General features: G+C 67.0%; 15 protein-coding genes and 1 pseudogene. 10 read left to right on the forward strand and 6 right to left on the reverse strand.

Going from position 1 to position 18,085, the window contains the following annotated elements:
• Nucleotides 1–27: 27 nt before the first annotated feature.
• Entirely contained in the window at nucleotides 28–693 is a 666-nt protein-coding gene (locus tag QFZ36_RS14500; RefSeq protein WP_306637615.1) for a GntR family transcriptional regulator, read from the reverse strand.
• A gap of 77 nt (nucleotides 694–770) precedes the next feature.
• On the opposite strand from QFZ36_RS14500, the gene acnA reads away from it, so the two are divergent.
• Entirely contained in the window at nucleotides 771–3,410 is a 2,640-nt protein-coding gene (acnA, locus tag QFZ36_RS14505; RefSeq protein WP_306637616.1) for an aconitate hydratase AcnA, read from the forward strand.
• Here the strand turns inward: acnA and QFZ36_RS14510 are convergent.
• A complete protein-coding gene (locus QFZ36_RS14510; protein ID WP_306637617.1) occupies nucleotides 3,407–4,006 on the reverse strand; it encodes a hypothetical protein in 600 nt (199 codons plus the stop codon). The two genes, acnA and QFZ36_RS14510, sit on opposite strands and share 4 nt — an antisense overlap.
• Before the next feature lie 122 nt (nucleotides 4,007–4,128).
• Here QFZ36_RS14510 and QFZ36_RS14515 point away from each other — a divergent pair, with 122 nt between their 5' ends.
• Nucleotides 4,129–6,522, forward strand: coding sequence for a phosphoketolase family protein (locus QFZ36_RS14515; RefSeq protein ID WP_306637618.1), 2,394 nt, complete (start codon nucleotides 4,129–4,131; stop codon nucleotides 6,520–6,522).
• Nucleotides 6,523–6,530: 8 nt separating this feature from the next.
• Here QFZ36_RS14515 and QFZ36_RS14525 read toward each other — a convergent pair.
• Nucleotides 6,531–7,437 (reverse strand): annotated as a pseudogene (locus QFZ36_RS14525) (DUF429 domain-containing protein).
• A 2-nt stretch (nucleotides 7,438–7,439) separates the two neighbouring features.
• On the opposite strand from QFZ36_RS14525, the gene QFZ36_RS14530 reads away from it, so the two are divergent.
• Nucleotides 7,440–8,279, forward strand: a complete 840-nt coding sequence (locus QFZ36_RS14530) for an alpha/beta fold hydrolase (RefSeq protein ID WP_306637620.1) — start codon at nucleotides 7,440–7,442, stop codon at nucleotides 8,277–8,279.
• Here QFZ36_RS14530 and QFZ36_RS14535 read toward each other — a convergent pair.
• Nucleotides 8,210–9,622, reverse strand: coding sequence for a carboxylesterase family protein (locus QFZ36_RS14535; RefSeq protein ID WP_373427046.1), 1,413 nt, complete (start codon nucleotides 9,620–9,622; stop codon nucleotides 8,210–8,212). The genes QFZ36_RS14530 and QFZ36_RS14535 overlap by 70 nt on opposite strands.
• Before the next feature lie 101 nt (nucleotides 9,623–9,723).
• Complete coding sequence (locus tag QFZ36_RS14540) at nucleotides 9,724–10,212, reverse strand: inorganic diphosphatase (protein WP_142042744.1); 489 nt, start codon at nucleotides 10,210–10,212, stop codon at nucleotides 9,724–9,726.
• Nucleotides 10,213–10,366: 154 nt separating this feature from the next.
• Here QFZ36_RS14540 and dacB point away from each other — a divergent pair, with 154 nt between their 5' ends.
• Nucleotides 10,367–11,872 (forward strand): D-alanyl-D-alanine carboxypeptidase/D-alanyl-D-alanine endopeptidase, encoded by a 1,506-nt coding sequence (gene dacB / locus QFZ36_RS14545; protein WP_306637622.1) that lies wholly within the window; start codon nucleotides 10,367–10,369, stop codon nucleotides 11,870–11,872.
• Between the two features lie 24 nt (nucleotides 11,873–11,896).
• Here dacB and QFZ36_RS14550 read toward each other — a convergent pair whose 3' ends face one another.
• On the reverse strand, nucleotides 11,897–12,109 hold the full coding sequence (locus QFZ36_RS14550; protein WP_306637623.1) for a hypothetical protein: 213 nt from the start codon (nucleotides 12,107–12,109) through the stop codon (nucleotides 11,897–11,899).
• Nucleotides 12,110–12,290: 181 nt separating this feature from the next.
• Here QFZ36_RS14550 and QFZ36_RS14555 point away from each other — a divergent pair, with 181 nt between their 5' ends.
• The 6 genes from QFZ36_RS14555 (at nucleotide 12,291) to ftsH (ending at nucleotide 18,084) form a co-directional block, all read left to right on the forward strand.
• Nucleotides 12,291–13,424, forward strand: coding sequence for a zinc-dependent metalloprotease (locus QFZ36_RS14555; protein ID WP_306637624.1), 1,134 nt, complete (start codon nucleotides 12,291–12,293; stop codon nucleotides 13,422–13,424).
• A gap of 128 nt (nucleotides 13,425–13,552) precedes the next feature.
• Nucleotides 13,553–14,611, forward strand: coding sequence for a tRNA lysidine(34) synthetase TilS (tilS, locus tag QFZ36_RS14560; protein ID WP_306637625.1), 1,059 nt, complete (start codon nucleotides 13,553–13,555; stop codon nucleotides 14,609–14,611).
• Nucleotides 14,612–14,642: 31 nt separating this feature from the next.
• On the forward strand, nucleotides 14,643–15,194 hold the full coding sequence (gene hpt / locus QFZ36_RS14565; RefSeq protein ID WP_142042755.1) for a hypoxanthine phosphoribosyltransferase: 552 nt from the start codon (nucleotides 14,643–14,645) through the stop codon (nucleotides 15,192–15,194).
• Nucleotides 15,195–15,255: 61 nt separating this feature from the next.
• Nucleotides 15,256–15,402, forward strand: coding sequence for a LacI family DNA-binding transcriptional regulator (locus QFZ36_RS14570; protein ID WP_306639223.1), 147 nt, complete (start codon nucleotides 15,256–15,258; stop codon nucleotides 15,400–15,402).
• Entirely contained in the window at nucleotides 15,338–15,841 is a 504-nt protein-coding gene (locus QFZ36_RS14575) for a substrate-binding domain-containing protein (protein WP_306639225.1), read from the forward strand. Before QFZ36_RS14570 ends, QFZ36_RS14575 begins: the two co-directional genes overlap by 65 nt.
• Before the next feature lie 179 nt (nucleotides 15,842–16,020).
• Nucleotides 16,021–18,084, forward strand: coding sequence for an ATP-dependent zinc metalloprotease FtsH (ftsH, locus tag QFZ36_RS14580; protein WP_306637626.1), 2,064 nt, complete (start codon nucleotides 16,021–16,023; stop codon nucleotides 18,082–18,084).
• Nucleotide 18,085: the final 1 nt, after the last annotated feature.

An 18,085-nucleotide genomic window follows, 5' to 3' on the forward strand; every position in this document is an offset into this window, starting at 1 on the left:
TTCGGGGGAAAGTTTGCACTTGTAAACCTACCCGGCCGTGAGGACGTCAATGGCGCGGCGGCCCAGGCTGCCCTCAACGTGCCTTCGCATGCTCTGGCGCGCGAGTTCGGCATCGCCGGCAATAACAGCCCCGGCGATGCGGCTGTGTTCCTCCTGGACCCGGAGCAGGTCCTCGCGGGAAGCCTCCTGGCTTCGCAGCCCGATCTGGCGGTACCGGTCGGATTTGTCCCACAAGCCTTCGAGGATGCCGATGAGGAGTGGGTTGTGGGAAGCCAGATAAAGGGCGCGGTGGAAATCGCGGTGGGCCGTCAGGGCCCTGATGTCACCGGCGTCCTGCAAGGGCTGAAGTCCCTCAAGGGCGGCCTCAATTCTTGTAACGTCCAACGGCGTCCGGCTCTCCGCTGCAAGGGCGGCTGCCAGTGGGTCGAGGTTCTCGCGGATGACATACAAGTTGCGCGCTTCGTCGGCTGTCAGTGCGGCAACCCGGGCGTCACTGTGCGACTTGAGCTCCACCATCCCCTCGGCCGCCAGACGGCGGAGCGCCTCGCGCAACGGGGTAGTGCTGACGCCGATCTCCTGGGCGAGCCTGGACTGGCTCAGCACGGACCCCTGCTCCATCTCGCCCGTCAAAATGCGGCGACGGAGTTCCTCGTAGGCGTACGCGTTCTTGGTGAGAACTGGGGGTTGAGCCACGGCCCCTCCTTCGTTATAGGCTATAACCTGCACTGTAGTAGATCGTACTGACTCTCCCGACCCAGGAAAGGGCGCCTGTGACCGTTGTCCCCGCCGGGCCGGAAACCCCAGCTACGCAGCTGTCCGTGAATGGCCAAGTGCTGCGCATGGTCGATGTGGAGACCTCTTTCGGCCCCGGCTATTCCAGGCTTCCCATTGTCCTCAGGCTGCTGGCGGAAAACGTGTTGCGCAACATGAAGGGACAGGAACGGAACCAGGCCGTGGAGGCCCTGCACGCTTGGTTGGAGAGCGGCACCAGCACTGCCGAGATCGAGTTCCTGCCGACCCGGGTGCTGATGCACGACACCACCAGCACGCCGGCCCTGGTGGACATCGCCGCCATGCGCGACACCCTGGCCGAACACGGAGCGGATCCGATGGCGCTGAACCCGCTGCTGCGGGTGGACGTTTCGATCGACCACTCGCTGGCCGTTGAGGAATACGGCCGGGCCGATGCCGCTGCACTGAACATCAGCCACGAGATTCGCCGGAACCGGGAACGCTACCAGTTTTTGAAGTGGGCGTCGAAGGCCATGAATGATGTGCACATCCACCCTCCCGGCACCGGGATCATGCACACGATCAACCTCGAACAGCTGGCCACCGTCGTCACCACCATCGACCAGGACGGCGTCCGCTGGGCGGTCCCCGACATGATGCTGGGCACCGACAGCCACACCTCGATGATTAACGGCCTCGGTGTCCTGGGCTGGGGAGTGGGCGGCCTGGAAGCACAGACGGTGATGTTCGGGATGCCCGCAACCTTGCGCATCCCCGACGTCGTCGGTGTCCGGCTCATCGGTGAGCTGGGGACCGGGACTCTGGCCACAGACCTGGCCCTGACCATCACCCACCGGCTTCGCGAGGTGGGCGTCACGGGCGAGTTTGTGGAATTCTTCGGTCCCGGCGTCTCCACCCTCGCAGTAGGGGAGCGCGCCGTCGTCGCGAACATGGCGCCCGAATACGGCGCCACCACCGGATACTTCCCGATCGACGCGATGGTGCTGGACTATCTCGCCGGTACGGGACGCACGGCGGAGCAGACCCGCCTCGTCGAGGCCTATGCCAGGCGGGCAGGATTCTGGTTCGACCCGGAAGCCACTCCCGTCTACACCAGGGTCATCGAGGTAGACCTGTCCGCCATTGAAATGCACGCCGCAGGTCCGCGCAGGCCACAGGACCTGCTGCCCTACGGCGGCATCCGCAAAGTTTTGGAACAGGAGGTTGGACCGGATCTTCCCGGCACAGGAACGCTCCCCGACTTCCCGGTGGCCCTGGCCGCGATCACGAGCTGCACCAACACTACGGACCCGAAACTGCTGATCGCGGCCGGACTCCTCGCCCGGAACGCCCGCATGCGCGGCCTGCAGGTTCCCGCTTGGGTGAAAACCTCCCTCGCCCCGGGCTCTCCGGCCGCGGCAAGCTACCTCAACCGTGCCGGCCTCACCGATGACCTCGCTTCCGTGGGATTCGACATCGTAGGATTCGGCTGCACCACGTGCATCGGCAACCCCGGGCCCCTGACGCCGGCTGTTGCCGCGGCGCAGAACGACGGCGCGAGCGAACCCGTGGCAATCCTCTCCGGCAACCGCAACTTCCCCGGCCGGGTACACCCCGACGTCGAACTCAGCTTCATTATGTCCCCGCCGCTCGTCGTCGCCTTCGCCCTGGCAGGGGATGCCAAACGCGACCTCAGCGCCGAACCCCTGCAGTACCTGGCGGACGGCATCCCCGTCTACCTCGAGGACCTGTGGCCCGCCCGCGAAGAGATTGATGCGCTGGTGCTAAAGGCCAACGACCCCACCGACTTCCGCCGCGACTTCCTCATCGCGGCCAGGGATCCGCAGTGGCGGCGCGTCGAAGCTCCCGACGGCGCGCAGTACCCTTGGGATCCGGCATCGACCATCCTGCGCAGGCCGCCCTTCGCGGCGATGACCGAGGGCAGCCTCCTGGGCCACTTCACAGCCCATCCGCTGCTGGTACTCGGTGACGACATCACCACGGACCATATCTCCCCCGCCAGCGCCATTCCGGCGAACAGCGACGTGGCGGACTTCCTGGTGGAGCGGGGCGAGGACCGGGCTGACCTGAATGTCTTCGCGTCCCGCCGCGGGAACTGGGAGGTAATGGTCCGCGGCGCTTTCCACAATAAATCCGTCAAAAACCTGCTCCACCCCGAGGCGCCCACCGCGCAAACCGTCCACGCGCCGTCGGGCAAAACCATGCCCATATGGGACGCTGCGCAGCGGTACCGCGACGAGGGCGAACCCGTGGTCATCGTGGCGGGGGAACGCTATGGCATGGGCTCCTCCCGCGACTGGGCTGCCAAAGCCCAGCGGCTGCTCGGCGTCAGGGCCGTGATCGCCGCCAGCTTTGAACGGATCCACCGCTCCAACCTCATCGGCATGGGTATCCTCCCGCTCGTGATGCCAGCGGATATGAGGGACAAGCTCCTGCGCCTTGAACCCGGGGACCGGATCAGGCTTGAGGCCGGGGAAGAGCACATCCGCCCCCGCACCGGCATCGCGGCGGCGGTTGTCCGCAGCGACGGAACTGAGGAGTCTTTCACAGTCACGGCCGCGGTGGAAACCGGGCTCGAATGCGAACTCCTGGCGGTGGGCGGAGTCATCCCGCTGATCCTTCGCCGGACCCTGGCAGCCAGCGCAAGCAAGCCTTAGCGGGCCTCAAGGATCAGGGCCAGCAACCGGGCAGCAGCCGGCCGGGCAGCATGTTCCTCGTTCCACTGCGCCCGGGCCACCGCCTTGCTGACCGCCTGGGTAGTGATTCCCAGTTCCTGGGCCACCGCCTTCTGCTGGCCGCGCACCCCCGGGGTCAGCAGGTCAAGCACCCGCCACTCGGCTTCGGACCGGTCGCGGACGATGTGCCCCAGCAGCCGCAGCACCGCCTCGGCGTCGTGGGCCACGTCAGGCAAGGGCCCCTCAACGGCAACCGGGACCCGGTCCTTGCTGTTCCGCAGCCGGTCCACCGCACGCCGGGCGTACACCAGCCCATGGCCGGAGGCGTCCTTGATCTGGTTGGGCAGCGGCTCATTAACAGGCCCGACGCCGATCCCCACATACCAGTAACCGGCCCGCAGCGCGATCAGCGCCACCTCCACCGCCTGGTGCGGACATTCAACGATGCCCTGCACTTCGTCCTCCACTGACCGGTCAAAGTCCAGGCGCGCAGGAACGTGCCGCAGGTCCTTGAGCAGCTGCGGCACCCGGTCACCATCGCGCCGGCTATCGGTCTGGTTGATTGTCAGCGTGAACATCTGAAAGCACAGCCTACCCGCAGGTAGCCTTGCCCGGGCAAGCAGGGTTGCCTCACCCGGGCCCATCTGGTGCGATGGAGCAACGGCCGCCTTCGGGCGGCGACCGCGACGTGAGGATGGCTATGACCAGCAGCATGGGGCAGGACGAACTCGAACTTGTGGACCGCTGGTGGCGCGCCGCCAACTACCTTTCGGTAGGCCAGATCTACCTCCGCTCCAACCCGCTGCTGCGCGAACCGCTGAACGCCGGGCACACCAAGTCCCGGCTGCTGGGGCACTGGGGCACCACGCCCGGGCTGAACTTCATCTACGCCCACCTGAACCGCGTTATCCGCCGCGACTCCGCTGAGATGCTCTTCGTGGCTGGTCCCGGCCATGGCGGTCCCGCCGTCGTCGCCAATGCCTGGCTGGAAGGGACGTACTCCGAAATCTATGGCCATGTGGGCAACGACGGGGAGGGCCTGGCTGAGCTCTTCCGCCAGTTTTCCTACCCGGGCGGCATCCCCAGCCACGCCGCCCCGGAGAGCCCGGGCTCCATCAATGAGGGCGGCGAACTCGGGTACTCCCTCGCCCATGCCTACGGCTCGGTCCTCGACAATCCCCAGCTGGTGGCCGCCGTCGTGATTGGCGACGGCGAAGCCGAGACGGGGCCGCTGGCCGCCAGCTGGCACTCCCACAACTTCCTGGACCCGGCCGCGGACGGCGCGGTGCTGCCCATCCTGCACCTGAACGGCTACAAAATCGCCAACCCGACCATCCTGGCGCGCATGCCCGAAGCACAGCTGGAACAGCTCCTGCGCGGTTACGGCCACGAGCCCTACTTCGTCACGGTGAAGGATCCGGACAACACGGAGCAGGCCCACCGGGACTTCGCGGAGGCGCTCGAAAGCTGCATGACCGACATCCGCGCCATCCAGGACTCGCGCCGGCTGCCGGAAAGGGGCGTCGGGCAGGCAGGCAACGAAGAGGCTGTGGAAGCGCCGCATTGGCCCATGATTGTCCTGCGCTCGCCGAAGGGCTGGACTGGTCCGCGGAAGGTGGACGGGCTGCAGGTTGAGGGGACATGGCGGAGCCACCAGGTGCCGCTCTCCGAAGTCCGCACCAACGGCGAGCACCTGCGGCTCCTGGACGAGTGGCTGCAGTCCTACCGCCCGGAGGAACTGTTCGACGGCGACGGACGGCTTCGGCCCGACGTCGCCGAGGGTGCGCCCACCGGTGACTTCCGGATGAGCGCCACGCCCCACGCCAACGGCGGCCTGCTCCGGCGCGCGCTGAAGCTGCCCGCCTACCTGGACCACGCCGTCGAGGTGTCGCAGGCGGGGACTGAACGGGTCAGTCCGATGATTACCCTGGGCTCGTGGATGCGGGACGTGGTGGCCCTGAACCTGGAAACGTTCCGGCTGTTCGGCCCGGACGAGACCGCGTCCAACCGGCTCCAGAACGTCTACGAGGTCACCGACAAGGTGTGGCAGTACCGGATTGACGACGTCGACGAGCACCTTGCGCGCTCCGGCAGGGTGATGGAGGTACTGAGCGAGCACCTGTGCCAGGGCTGGCTGGAGGGCTACCTCCTGACCGGCCGCCACGGCGTCTTCAACTGCTATGAGGCCTTCATCCACATTGTTGATTCCATGTTCAACCAGCACGCCAAATGGCTGAAGGTGCACCGGAAGCTGCCGTGGCGCCAGCCCATCGCGTCGCTGAATTATCTGCTGTCCTCGCATGTATGGCAGCAGGACCACAACGGTTTTTCGCACCAGGACCCGGGGTTTATCGACCACGCCGTGAACAAAAAGGCCGAGGTCATCCGGGTGTACCTGCCGCCGGACGCGAACACCCTGCTGTCCGTGATGGAGCACTGCCTGGCGTCCACGGACTACGTGAATATTGTGGTCAGCGGAAAGCAGCCCTCACCCACCTGGCTGGGACCGGCCGACGCCGCCACCCACTGCCAGCGCGGGCTGGGCATCTGGGAGTTCGCCGGATCCGAGGTGCCGGGGGAGGAGCCCGACGTCGTCCTTGCCTGCGCGGGTGACGTTCCCACGGTGGAGACGGTGGCGGCGGCGGAGCTGCTCAAGGCAGGTGCGCCGGGGCTGAAGATCCGCGTGGTCAACGTGGTTGACCTGATGCGGCTGCAGGACGAGAGCGAACATCCGCACGGGCTTCCGGCCCGGGACTACGACGGGATCTTCACCACGGACAAGCCTGTCATCTTTGCCTATCACGGCTACCCCGCGCTGATCCACCGGCTGGCCTACCGCCGCACGAACCAGGAGGGACTGCACGTACGCGGCTACAAGGAGGAGGGGACTACCACCACGCCGTTCGACATGGCCATGCTGAACGGCATCGACCGGTTCCAGCTGGCTATCGACGCCATCGACCGGGTGCCGGGCCTGGCCGAGAAGCATTCGATGCTGCGGCAACAGCTGCAGGACAGCAGGATCCGTGCCCGCGAGCACACCCGCACGCACGGTGAGGACCCGGAGGAGATCCGGAACTGGAAACTCGGCTGACCGCTTTCCTAGCCGGGCAGCCCGTCGAGGCCGCCGGCGGGCATGTGGATCCAGCCTTCCTTGCGGGCGGCGGCAGCGTGGGCGCCATCGGGCAGGGCGGTCAGTCCGACGGCGACTGCACGGGCGGTGAGGGAAGCGACGACGGCGTCGAACAGGTCGTCCGAGCCGGCCAGCCTGTCCTCGTGCCCGGCAAGGTCCAGCCACGGCGCCTGCCGCCGAAGGCTTCCGAGCAGCACCGAAAGGCGCTCGGCTTCGGAGGTGCCGCGTCCTTTGTAGCCGTGGGCGCCCAGGCCCCAGAGCTTCAGTGAGGCAGCGGGGGTAGACCTCCGCCAGTTTGCCGGATCCGTCCCTGGGCTGGGGTCCGTGGAGTGCTGCGATCTTCGCCTGGATGACCGCACACCTCATGGCCGGGTGCGCGAGCCGGTCTGCCGAGACGCTCAGCGGAATCAGGCCGGTGTTCGCGGTGACGAAGCGGTCCCTGTCCCGGTACGCGAGCAGGCGCCGGCCCTCGATGCCGTCATAGGCCAGGACGGGGCCGGCGTCGAAGTCCAGGTGCCCCGTGAGGAACGGGATCAGCGCCTGCGGCCAGCCCACCGGGCAATCAATGCCGGTCATATCCGTGGCGGCGAAGAGGTCCACGATGTCCTGGTCAGAAACGTCGAGTGCGAGGTGAACCAGCCGCGCCGGGCCATTGTCCCATTCGATGACCGCCACGGCTGTCTTTTTGGTGGCCGCGGCGAGGTCCACTCCGAGCGTTCTCACGTGACCAGACTCTACCCCTGGCTGTTCTGGACCCGTTCTGGCCCGTTTTGGGGCTGCTCTGGCCCGTTCTGGACACCGGATGACTCCGGCCCCTGGTTCTGGAACTCTGGTGCAAGGCCGGCCGCCCGGCAGTCCACCGCCCGAAAGGACCACCCATGCCCTGGCTCGATGTGCTGGGCAATGACATCCACTACACGGACTCCGGCCGGGGCCAGCCAATAGTGCTGCTGCATGGCCACGCCTCAGCGGCAGCCTGCTGGGAGCCGATTACCGCCGAGCTGGAGCAGGACTTCCGGGTGCTGGCGTACGACACCTACGATCACGGCTGGTCATCGAACTCGCCCCGGCAGGGTCCACTGGTTGACCGGGTTGCGGAACTGGATCAGTTCATCAGCTCCTTGGCCTTGGAGAATCCGGTCATTGTGGGGCAATCCATGGGCGGCATGACAGCCCTGCGCTGGGCGGTCCGGAATCCCGGCGGTGCCGCAGCACTGGTGGTTTGCGGGATGGGCTGGCCGCTGGTGGTGCCGCCTCCGGGGCAGGCCGGCCAGCCGGAGAAATTCGAGGTGTTCAGCTCGCTCGACGCCGACGAAAGGATCTGGCTCGGGGTAGGGAACTCCTTCACGGACCGGTGGATCGCAGAGAACCCGAAGGACTATGCCCGCTATATCCGGGTCCGCTCCACCGCTGCCGCCATCGAGGCAGCCCGCTACCCGCGCAGCCTTGAGCAAAGCCAGGGGGAGTTCCTCAGCGCCGACCCGTCGGACGTGGGCTGGTTCCAGCAGGGACTGGAATCCATAACCAGCCCGCTGCTGGTGTTGATCGGGAACCAGGAAAGGCCGCGCATCCGCCGCGGGGCCGAACACGTGGCCGCCACCGTGCCTGGCGCCAACCTCCTGGTGGTGGAGGACGCCGGCCACAACGCCTACTTCCAGCGCCAGGACATCCTGGTGGAAGCCATCCGGAACACTGTCGCCGGCGCCCGCACAATCTGACGGATGCCTGCCCCCTTGTGCTCTGCCCTGTACCTGAGCGCGCCCGGGATCCCGCCCCTCTCGCCGAGGGAGTCTCCCCGGGCGAAAGCCGCCCATAAGCTGCGCACTTGCCGCCCGACGTCGTCCACGTCCTCCCAGCCGGCTCCGGCGATCAGCCCGACGCCGTCCCACGTGGTCCGGTTGCCGAAGAGGAGTGGGAGGTCGATGGTGTGGGCGGCACCAAAAATGTTCCCGGACGCATGCCAGTTCAGCACGTACCTGTGCGCCTTTCCGCCTGCGCCGGCATGGCGCCGGGCGAACCTTCGGGCCGCCCGGCCATAGACAGTCTCTGTGACTATCCAGTCGATGGCCCTGACCGCGGCGGCTCCGGCGACCGGGACCCGGGCCAGCCGGCTCAGGTAAGGGCTCCGCGGCAGGAACAGCCGCGCCTCCTCGGACGTGTGCCCGATCAGTACCTCAATCCCGGGGGCGGACCGGTTCCAGGCCGCCTCGATCTCTGGTTCCTCCGGCAGGGGCGCGTGCCCGTATTGGGTGCCGAAGGGCATGGCGGCCAGCATCCCGAACTTCCGGGCCACCTGTGCCACGTGATCCTCCCGTTCCACCACGTCCATTGCGGGAGTCTTCTCGGTGACTGTTTCGGCCGCGATGCCCATCGCATGGTTCATCTTTGCCCTGCCGCGGGAAATGCCCAGCGGGGCGCTTTGGACGATGGCCCGCTGGAACAGTTGCGGCGCTTCCGGAGTGGCCATGAGGTGGGCGATGGCGTCGCCGCCGGCGGACTGTCCGAAGGCGGTCACACGGCCCGGATCACCGCCGAACGCGGCAACATTCCGCTGCACCCAGCGGAACGCCTCAAGCTGGTCCAGCAGGCCCAGGTTGCCCGGGCGGCCCGAATGCGTGGCCAGGAAGCCGAACAGCCCCAGCCGGTAGGTCACCGAAACCACCACTACGCGGTTTTCGGCCACCAGCACCGCCGGGTCGAAGATGGCAAGGTCGCCGGAACCGGTGGTGTAGGAACCGCCGTGGATCCACACCATCACCGGCAGCAGCTCGCCCGGGGCAAGATCGGCGGGCATGGTGATGGAGAGGTTTTGGCAGTCCTCGCTGCCCGGGAGTTCCCCGTAGCGGGTGCCCAGGACGTCGTCGAGGAACGGCACGGGCCCCTGCGGACAGGCCGGTGCGGGGGACGTTGCCGCAAACGGTTTGGTCCAGCCCGCAACAGGTACGGGAGGCTGGAAACGGGCCGCCCTGGCGTAAGGAATTCCGGTGGCCCGGACGACGTCCCCGTCGCGCCAGCCGGTGACAGGACCGCAGGGCGGGTTGAAAGTAGGCTCCGAACTCACGAACCAAGCGTTGCACATCCCGCTGGTGCTTCCCTGACAAACGACGACGGCGGGTGCCCGGCTCTCGCGAACCAGGCACCCGCCGTCGGACAGCTTGCGAATCAGTGGCCGGTAGGCACGTAACGCTTGATGGAGGCTTCCAGTTCGGCTTCGGCGGCGGCGCGGTCGCCCCAGCCCTCGGCCTTGACCCACTTGCCCGGCTCCAGGTCCTTGTAACGGGTGAAGAAGTGCTCGATCTCCTTGATCAGGAACTCGTTGACGTCGCTGACTTCCTGGATGTGGTCAAAGCGGGCATCCACGGGGACGCAGAGGACCTTGGCGTCTCCGCCGCCGTCGTCGGTCATGTTGAAAACGCCGATGGGGCGGGACTCAACGATGACGCCGGGGTGCAGGTCGAAGTCCTGCAGGAGCACGAGTGCGTCCAACGGGTCGCCGTCCTCGCCGAGGGTGTTCTCGAAGTATCCGTAGTGCGTGGGGTACTGCATGGAGGTGAAGAGGACGCGGTCCAGGCGGACGCGGCCGGTCTCGTGGTCAACTTCGTACTTGACGCGTGATCCCTTGGGGATCTCGATGGTCACGTCATGCTTCATGGAATGCTCCTCGGCAATTGCAGGGGGTTCGCGGCACACTTGACGGCCCTTTAAAGGGAGTGTCCGTGCCGCCGACTATTATTGAGGATATAGCGAGAGGCCCTGGAATCAGGAACTTGTGGGGAAATTTCAGGACTTGAGGATCAGCACCAGCATGACCAAACCAACTGCCGCGGAACCATGGCTCGACCGTGTCCGCCATGGTCTCCGGGGCACCGTCCCGGCCCTGAAACGCTTCTGGCCTTCGGTTTTGCCGGCGGTACTCCTGGTGGTCCTCATCGTCCCCGGGGCCCTGCTGGTTGCCCCGGGTTTCCTGGGGCCGGAGGCGCCTGCACCCGCTCCGCCGGCGCCGGAATGGCAGCAGCCTCCCGCCACATTGTCACCAGCGCGGGGACTTGCCCCGCTGGATGATTCGGCGGACGTCCCGCTCGCGTCCAGCGTCACTGCCCAGGTGGAGCCCCTGTTGAAGGCCGACGGCGGCGGGAGCTTTACGGGGCTGGTGCAGGATGCGCTGACCGGGCAGGTCCTTTTTGACCGCGGCGGTTCCGAGAGCCGGGTCCCGGCATCCAACCTGAAGCTGCTGACCGCGGTGGCGGCCCTCCGCTCCCTCGGCCCGGAGCGCCGGTTCACCACCTCCGTGGTGCAAGGTCCGGAAGCCGGGCAGGTGGTGCTGGTGGGCGGCGGCGACGTCCTGCTCGGTGCGGGGGAGTCGAACGGGGACCTGGTGATGGGCCACGCCGGCCTGGCGACGCTGGCTGCCCGGACGGTGGAAGCGCTGAAAGCAGCCGGCACCAACGGGGAGCTCAGAGTGCTGGTGGACGATTCCCTCTTCACCGGCCCTGCCCTGAACCCGGCCTGGGAGAGCGGGGATGTGGCTGCGGGGGAAGTGGCGCCCGTGTACCCCTTGGCCATGAACTCGGCCCGCTACGATCCCGCCGTCACCACCGGCCCGCGCCCGCAGGACTCTGCGGTGACGGTGGCGGAGGAATTTGCGGCCCGGCTGCGGACGGCAGGCGCGGCCGCGGGACTGGCCGTGGCAGCCGCCGTCGAACATTCCCCCCTTGCTGTCCAGTCAGGCGGCGGGGAGCCGGCGGTCCTGGCGGAAGCGGAGTCGGCCACGATGGCCGAGCAGGTGGACCTGATGCTGCAGGCCTCGGACAACTACCTGGCGGAAGTGTTGGGACGGATGGCCTCGGTAGCGGCGGGCGGACCGGGCAGCAACGACGGCGCCACGACCGCTGTCCGCGCGCAGCTCGCAGACGCCGGAATTTCCGTCGAAGGCATCAAACTGGTGGACGTGTGCGGGCTGGCCATGGGCAACCAGGTCTCAGCCCGCCATTTCTCCGAAGTGGTGCGAACCATTGCAGCCGGCGCGGACAGCCGGCTCCGCGCCGCGCTGAACGGTTTCCCGGTGGCCGGCCTCACCGGCACCCTGGACACCCGTTACGGCGAAGATTCAACGGCCCGGGGTGCAGGCCTGGTCCGGGCCAAGACCGGAACTTTGAACACGGTGTTGGCGCTCAGCGGTTACGTGGTGGACGCTGACGGCCGCCTCCTGGTCTTCTCCTTCATCGGCAACGGGCTCACGCCGGGCGCCGCCGGCAACAAGGTGGCTTTGGACCGGGCCGCAACGGCGCTCGCGGCCTGCGGCTGCCGGTAGCGGTGCTGCTTGCAAAACCCGCCGCTAGGACTCCCGGCGTGCCGGCTCAGTCGCCTGCAGCTTGGATGCGGCGGTACTAACGGATTGAACGCCTGACGGCTGCGTTGCAGGTTCGGCCGCAACAGCGGCGGTAGCAGTGGTGCCCAACAGGGCAGCCATCACGACGGCGGCCAGCACCGACTTCCAGCCCTTCCGGGGACCGACGGTGAGGGGAGCAACGGGACGGTACGGGATCATGGAGTTCTCCTTCGGTGGTTGGGCTCTTGGTTACTACCGTGCCGGACCGACTTAGCGATCGGCTTTCGCGATCCTGTGAGCCGGCTGTGCAACAGGTCAGGCCCGGGGCAGCAGGGGCGGCTGGTTCGCCGGTCAGCGAACTTAAGGACTATCCACAGCCTGCTGTGTTCTGATGGGACCTATGGAGTCCACTGCAGGTGAGTCGTCAGCACAAACGTTGTCCAGCCAGGCCTCGTCCCTGATCAACTGGGACCTTGCCGCCTCCACGGCGGCGCGGCTGGCTCCGGCGGGCCCGGTCTTGAACCCGGCCGCAATCGGCGACGCCGTGGAGAGCCTGCGCAGGCTCGCCGACGCCTCGGTGGAGCACGTCCATGAGATCACGGGGCTGGAAGCGGCCCGGAATCTACGGGATTCGACCGTGCTGGTAGTGGACCGCGCCTCGTGGGCCAAAGCCAACACCCAAAGCTTCGCCGTGATGCTGAAGCCCGCCATGGAAAAGATGCTCGAAAGCCGGCGCGGTTCATTGAGTCCGGCCGCGGCCAGTGTCAGCGGCGCCATCACCGGCAGCCAGTTGGGCGCTGTCCTGGCCTTCCTGTCCAGCAAGGTCCTTGGCCAGTACGATCCGTTCGCGGCGCTCGCCGAAGGTTCCACGGCGCCGTCGGGCGGACGCCTGCTCCTGGTTGCCCCCAACATTGTCGCTGTCGAACAGGAACTGAACGTCACTCCTGAGGATTTCCGGCTCTGGGTCTGCCTGCACGAGCAGACCCACCGGGTCCAGTTTGCCGCGGCGCCCTGGCTGCGGCACCACATGCTGGAGCAGATTGACGAACTCAGCGGGCACCTGTTGGGCAATGTCGATTCGCTGATGGAGCGTGCCACGGCCGCCGCCCGTTCGCTGAAGGACCGCTCGGCCAATGGCAACACGCCCGGCCGCGGAGCCATCCTCGACCTGCTGCAGGATCCCGAGGAGAAAGCCGCCATCTCGCACCTCACCGCCGTGATGAGCCTCCTCGAAGGCCATGCGAACGTGGTGATGGACGCCGTGGACGCCAGCATCGTGCCGTCGGTGAAGACCATCCGGCAGCGCTTCAACGACCGCGGCAAGGACCGCGGCGTCATCGAGAAGTTCATCCGCAGCCTCCTGGGCCTGGACGCCAAGATGCGCCAGTACTCCGACGGCGCGCGCTTCGTCCGTGCCGTGGTGGACGTGGCGGGAATGGAAGGCTTCAACCGGGTGTGGGAGTCGGCGGACCACCTGCCCACCGAGCCAGAAATCCACGATGCCAAGCTGTGGATTGAGCGGATGGGACTCTGATTAACACCGTTCCCCAACCCAGCGAACCAGCCCAGCGCAGTGACCCGGCCCAGCGCATCCAGCCAGCCCAGCGCAGCGGACGACGACGGCCCGGCCGGCTGGCGCCCGTCGTTGGCACTGCCCGCAAGATGCTCCAGGACGTGCTGGCCCAGGCCGGCTACCCCCGGCACCTCCTGATCGCCTGCAGCGGGGGGCCGGACTCCCTCGCCCTGGCAGCAGTGGCCGCCTACTTCGCCCGCCGCGGCCACGTCGATGGCCACCCGGTGACGGTGGGCGCCGTGGTGGTGGACCACCAACTGCAGGAAGGGTCCGCCCAGGTTGCGGCCACGACAGCCCGGGTACTGCAGGAACTGGGCCTTGCCCCCGTGGAAATCCGGACGGTGACAGTGGCCACTGCCGGCACAGGCCCCGAAGCCGCGGCCCGGGGAGCCCGGCATGCAGCCCTTGTAGCAGCCGCCGAAAACCAGGGCGCCGACGCCATCCTGCTGGGCCACACCCTGGACGACCAGGCTGAGCAGGTGCTCCTGGGCCTGGCCCGGGGGTCGGGAACCCGGTCGCTCGCCGGGATGAGGCCTGCCCGCGGCAAGCTGCTGCGGCCCTTCCTCGGACTCCGCCGGGCGGACACGGAGGAGATCTGCGACCTCGAGGAGCTGGACCCGTGGCACGATCCCAGCAACGCGGATCCGGCCTTCGCCCGTTCGCGCACCCGCGTGGAAGTCCTGCCGCACCTTGAGGAAAAGCTGGGGCCCGGCGTCGCGGAATCCCTCGCCCGGACAGCCTCCATCCTGCAGCTCGACGCCGACTACCTGGAGGAAGTGGCGGAAACCACCTTTACATCGCTCGTGGAGCGGAATGGCCGCGAACTGGCCCTTCCCGAGGACGCGTTGCGCGGCTTGGCCCCCGCCATCAGGTTCCGCGTGATCGCGAAGGCAGCGGCCGACGTCGGCGGGCAGCAGCCTGGCTACCAGCGCCTTTTGGCGGCGGAAGCGCTGCTGCGGCGGCAGGGTTCCGCCGGCCCGGTGGAACTGCCTGGAGGCGTGAGCGTCTACAGGTTGTCCCTCGCGCAGCTGGAAGGCCTTCCAGCGGTGAACAGTGCGCAGGGACCTGCTCAGCCCGCACCCGTTCACCGCGGAGGCGCACGCTGTGGGAAGCTAGTATTCCGGCCTCAAAAACCGCCCGCAAAATAGTCGCACCCCCGCATCTACACAGGAGCCATTGGTGGATTCAAACGACGTCCAGGCAGACCTCAAGCACGTTCTCTACAGCAGGGAGCAGATCCAGCAGCGCATCACCGAGCTCGCTGCTCAGATCGACAAGGACTACGAGGGCCGCGAGATCCTCATTGTGGGCGTCCTCAAGGGTGCCGTGATGGTGATGGCTGACCTGGCCCGCGCCCTGCACAGCCACATCTCCATGGACTGGATGGCAGTTTCCTCCTACGGCTCCGGCACCCAGTCCTCGGGAGTAGTCCGCATCCTGAAGGACCTGGACACGGATCTGATGGGCAAGGACGTGCTGATCGTGGAGGACATCATCGATTCCGGCCTCACCCTCTCCTGGCTGAAGACCAACCTGGAATCCCGCGGCACCGCCTCCGTGGAGATCTGCACCGCCTTCCGCAAGCCGACGGCCGCCAAGGTGGAGATCGACGTCAAGTACGTGGGTTACGACATCCCCAACGAATTCGTAGTGGGCTACGGCCTGGACTACGCCGAGAAGTACCGCAACCTGGACTTCGTCGGCACCCTCGCGCCGCACGTCTACGAGTAGGCCGCGCCGCTCGAACTTGGGTAACAACATTGGCATCAAGGACGTGGCCCTGGCCGCTGGAGTGTCCGTCACCACGGTCTCCCATGTCCTGAACGATGTTGCCTACGCGCGCGTCAGCGCAGAAACGCGGAACAAGGTCCGGTCTGCGGCGGAGCCACGTCCGCGTCGGCTTCATCAACAACATCGCGGACGCGCCTTTCAACCTTGAACGGCTGCGCGGCTTCCGGGAGACGCTCGCCGGCGCAGGGCTCGACGGCGACGGTGCGCCTGTGCAGGCAGCCTCCTCCGACGCGCAGGGCGGCTACGAGGCCGCGCCGCATCCTGGAAGGCGACAACCCGCCGTCGGCCCCTGTTCTGCTACAACGACCGCATGGATGGGCGCCTACCGCGCAGCCGCTGAGCTGGGCCTGTCCATCCCGGCGGACCTGTCCGTGGTGGGCTTCGATGACCAGGAGCTGATCGCCGCCAACCTGCACCCCGGGCTTTCCACCGTTGCCCTGCCGCACTATGAAATGGGCGCCTGCGCCGCGGAACGCCTGATTGACACGGTGGAGGGAACGCCGTTGCCCGGTGCTTCTGCCCCGGAACCGGTACTCCTTAACTGCCCGCTGGTGGCCCGTGCCTCCGTGGCCGGGCCCCGGGTTTAGCTGTAATGGCGGCGCCGGCACGGGTGGCGGCGGCCACTACGCCCAGAGGGAACTTTTGCCCCACACCATGCGTGATCTACTCCGGACGGTGTATAGCTAGAAGCTGACGCAGCACCATCACGCGCGCAGACTACTCGCCGTGAAGCACTACCAGGAGGGACGGGGCCAGCCCCGAACAGATGAAAGCTAAGAACTTCTTCAAGGGCCCGGGCATCTGGATCGTCGTTGTGATCGTGATGCTCCTCGTGGCCTTTGCAACGCTCGCTCCCGGCGGTGCAGCCCGGATCGACACTGATAAGGGCCTTGAACTGCTCGCCGGCAACAAGGTGGAGCAGGCAAAGATCTTCGACGGCGAAAACCGCGTGGACCTGGTGCTGAAGGACAATCTCCAGGTGGACGGGCAGGACAAGGGGAAGAGTGTCCAGTTCTTCTTTGTGGACGCCCGCGCCCAGGACGTGGTCAAGGCAGTCACCGACTCCAAGCCGGCCGAGGGCTACACGGACCAGCCGATCGAAAGCAACTGGTTCTCCGGCCTGCTCTCGCTGCTGATTCCGGTCATCCTGCTCGGTGCCCTGTTCTGGTTCCTGATGACCCGGATGCAGGGCGGCGGTTCCAAGATCATGCAGTTCGGCAAGTCCAAGGCCAAGATGGTCAGCAAGGACATGCCGCAGGTGACGTTCGCTGACGTGGCAGGCTCTGATGAGGCTGTGGAGGAACTGCAGGAAATCAAGGAATTCCTGCAGGAACCGGCCAAGTTTCAGGCTGTCGGGGCCAAGATTCCCAAGGGCGTGCTGCTCTACGGCCCTCCGGGTACCGGTAAGACCCTCCTGGCCCGCGCTGTTGCGGGCGAGGCCGGCGTCCCCTTCTTCTCCATTTCCGGCTCGGACTTCGTGGAAATGTTCGTCGGTGTGGGCGCCTCCCGCGTCCGCGACCTCTTCGAACAGGCCAAGACCAACTCTCCCGCCATCATCTTCGTGGACGAGATCGACGCCGTCGGACGCCACCGCGGTGCGGGCATCGGCGGCGGCAACGACGAACGCGAGCAGACCCTTAACCAGCTGCTGGTGGAAATGGACGGCTTCGACGTCAAGACCAACGTCATCCTCATCGCCGCCACCAACCGGCCGGACGTGCTGGACCCCGCGCTGCTGCGCCCCGGCCGCTTCGACCGCCAGATCGGTGTGGAAGCGCCGGACATGATCGGCCGCGACCAGATCCTGCAGGTACACGCAAAGGGCAAGCCCATGGCACCTTCCGTGGACCTCAAGGCCGTTGCCAAGAAGACGCCCGGCTACACCGGTGCAGACCTGGCCAACGTCCTGAACGAGGCGGCACTGCTCACCGCCCGCTCCAACGCCAACCTGATTGATGACCGCGCACTGGACGAGGCCATCGACCGCGTCATGGCCGGCCCGCAGAAGCGCAGCCGCGTCATGAAGGAGCACGAGCGCAAGATCACCGCGTACCACGAAGGCGGCCACGCACTGGTGGCGGCCGCGCTGCGGAACTCCGCACCGGTCACCAAGATCACCATCCTTCCCCGAGGACGCGCCCTCGGATACACCATGGTGGTTCCGGACAACGACAAGTACTCCGTGACCCGCAACGAGCTCCTGGACCAGATGGCCTACGCCATGGGCGGCCGCGTGGCGGAGGAAATCGTCTTCCACGATCCCTCCACCGGCGCCTCCAATGACATCGAGAAGGCCACCGGCACCGCCCGCAAGATGGTCACCGAGTACGGCATGAGCGAACGCGTCGGCGCCGTCCGGCTCGGCCAGGGCGGCGGTGAGCCCTTCCTGGGCCGCGATGCCGGGCACGAGCGCAACTACTCGGACCAGATCGCCTACGTGGTGGACGAGGAAGTGCGCCGGCTGATCGACCAGGCCCATGACGAGGCGTACGCCATCCTCGTCGAGAACCGGGACGTCCTGGACCGGCTGGCCCTCGAACTGCTGGAACGTGAAACGCTGAACCAGGCCGAGATCGCTGACATCTTCCGTGACATCCGCAAGCGCGATTTCCGTGAGGTGTGGTTGTCCAAGGAGACCCGCCCGGTGCAGAAGGCCGGGCCGGTGGAATCCCGCCGGGAGCAGGCTGAGCGTGAAGCCCAGGAAGAGGCCAAGAAAGCGCGCCTGGACGAGCCGCTGGACGCCCAGCCGCCGCATCCGCAGGGTGTTCCGGAAGACGCTCAGTTCCAGGGAGGCATCCCCGACTCGGGGCCTGACGCCCTTCGCGGCTAAG

Origin of the sequence: Pseudarthrobacter siccitolerans, from assembly GCF_030823375.1 — a bacterium.
In the GTDB taxonomy this organism is placed as follows: Bacteria; Actinomycetota; Actinomycetes; order Actinomycetales; family Micrococcaceae; genus Arthrobacter; species Arthrobacter siccitolerans_A.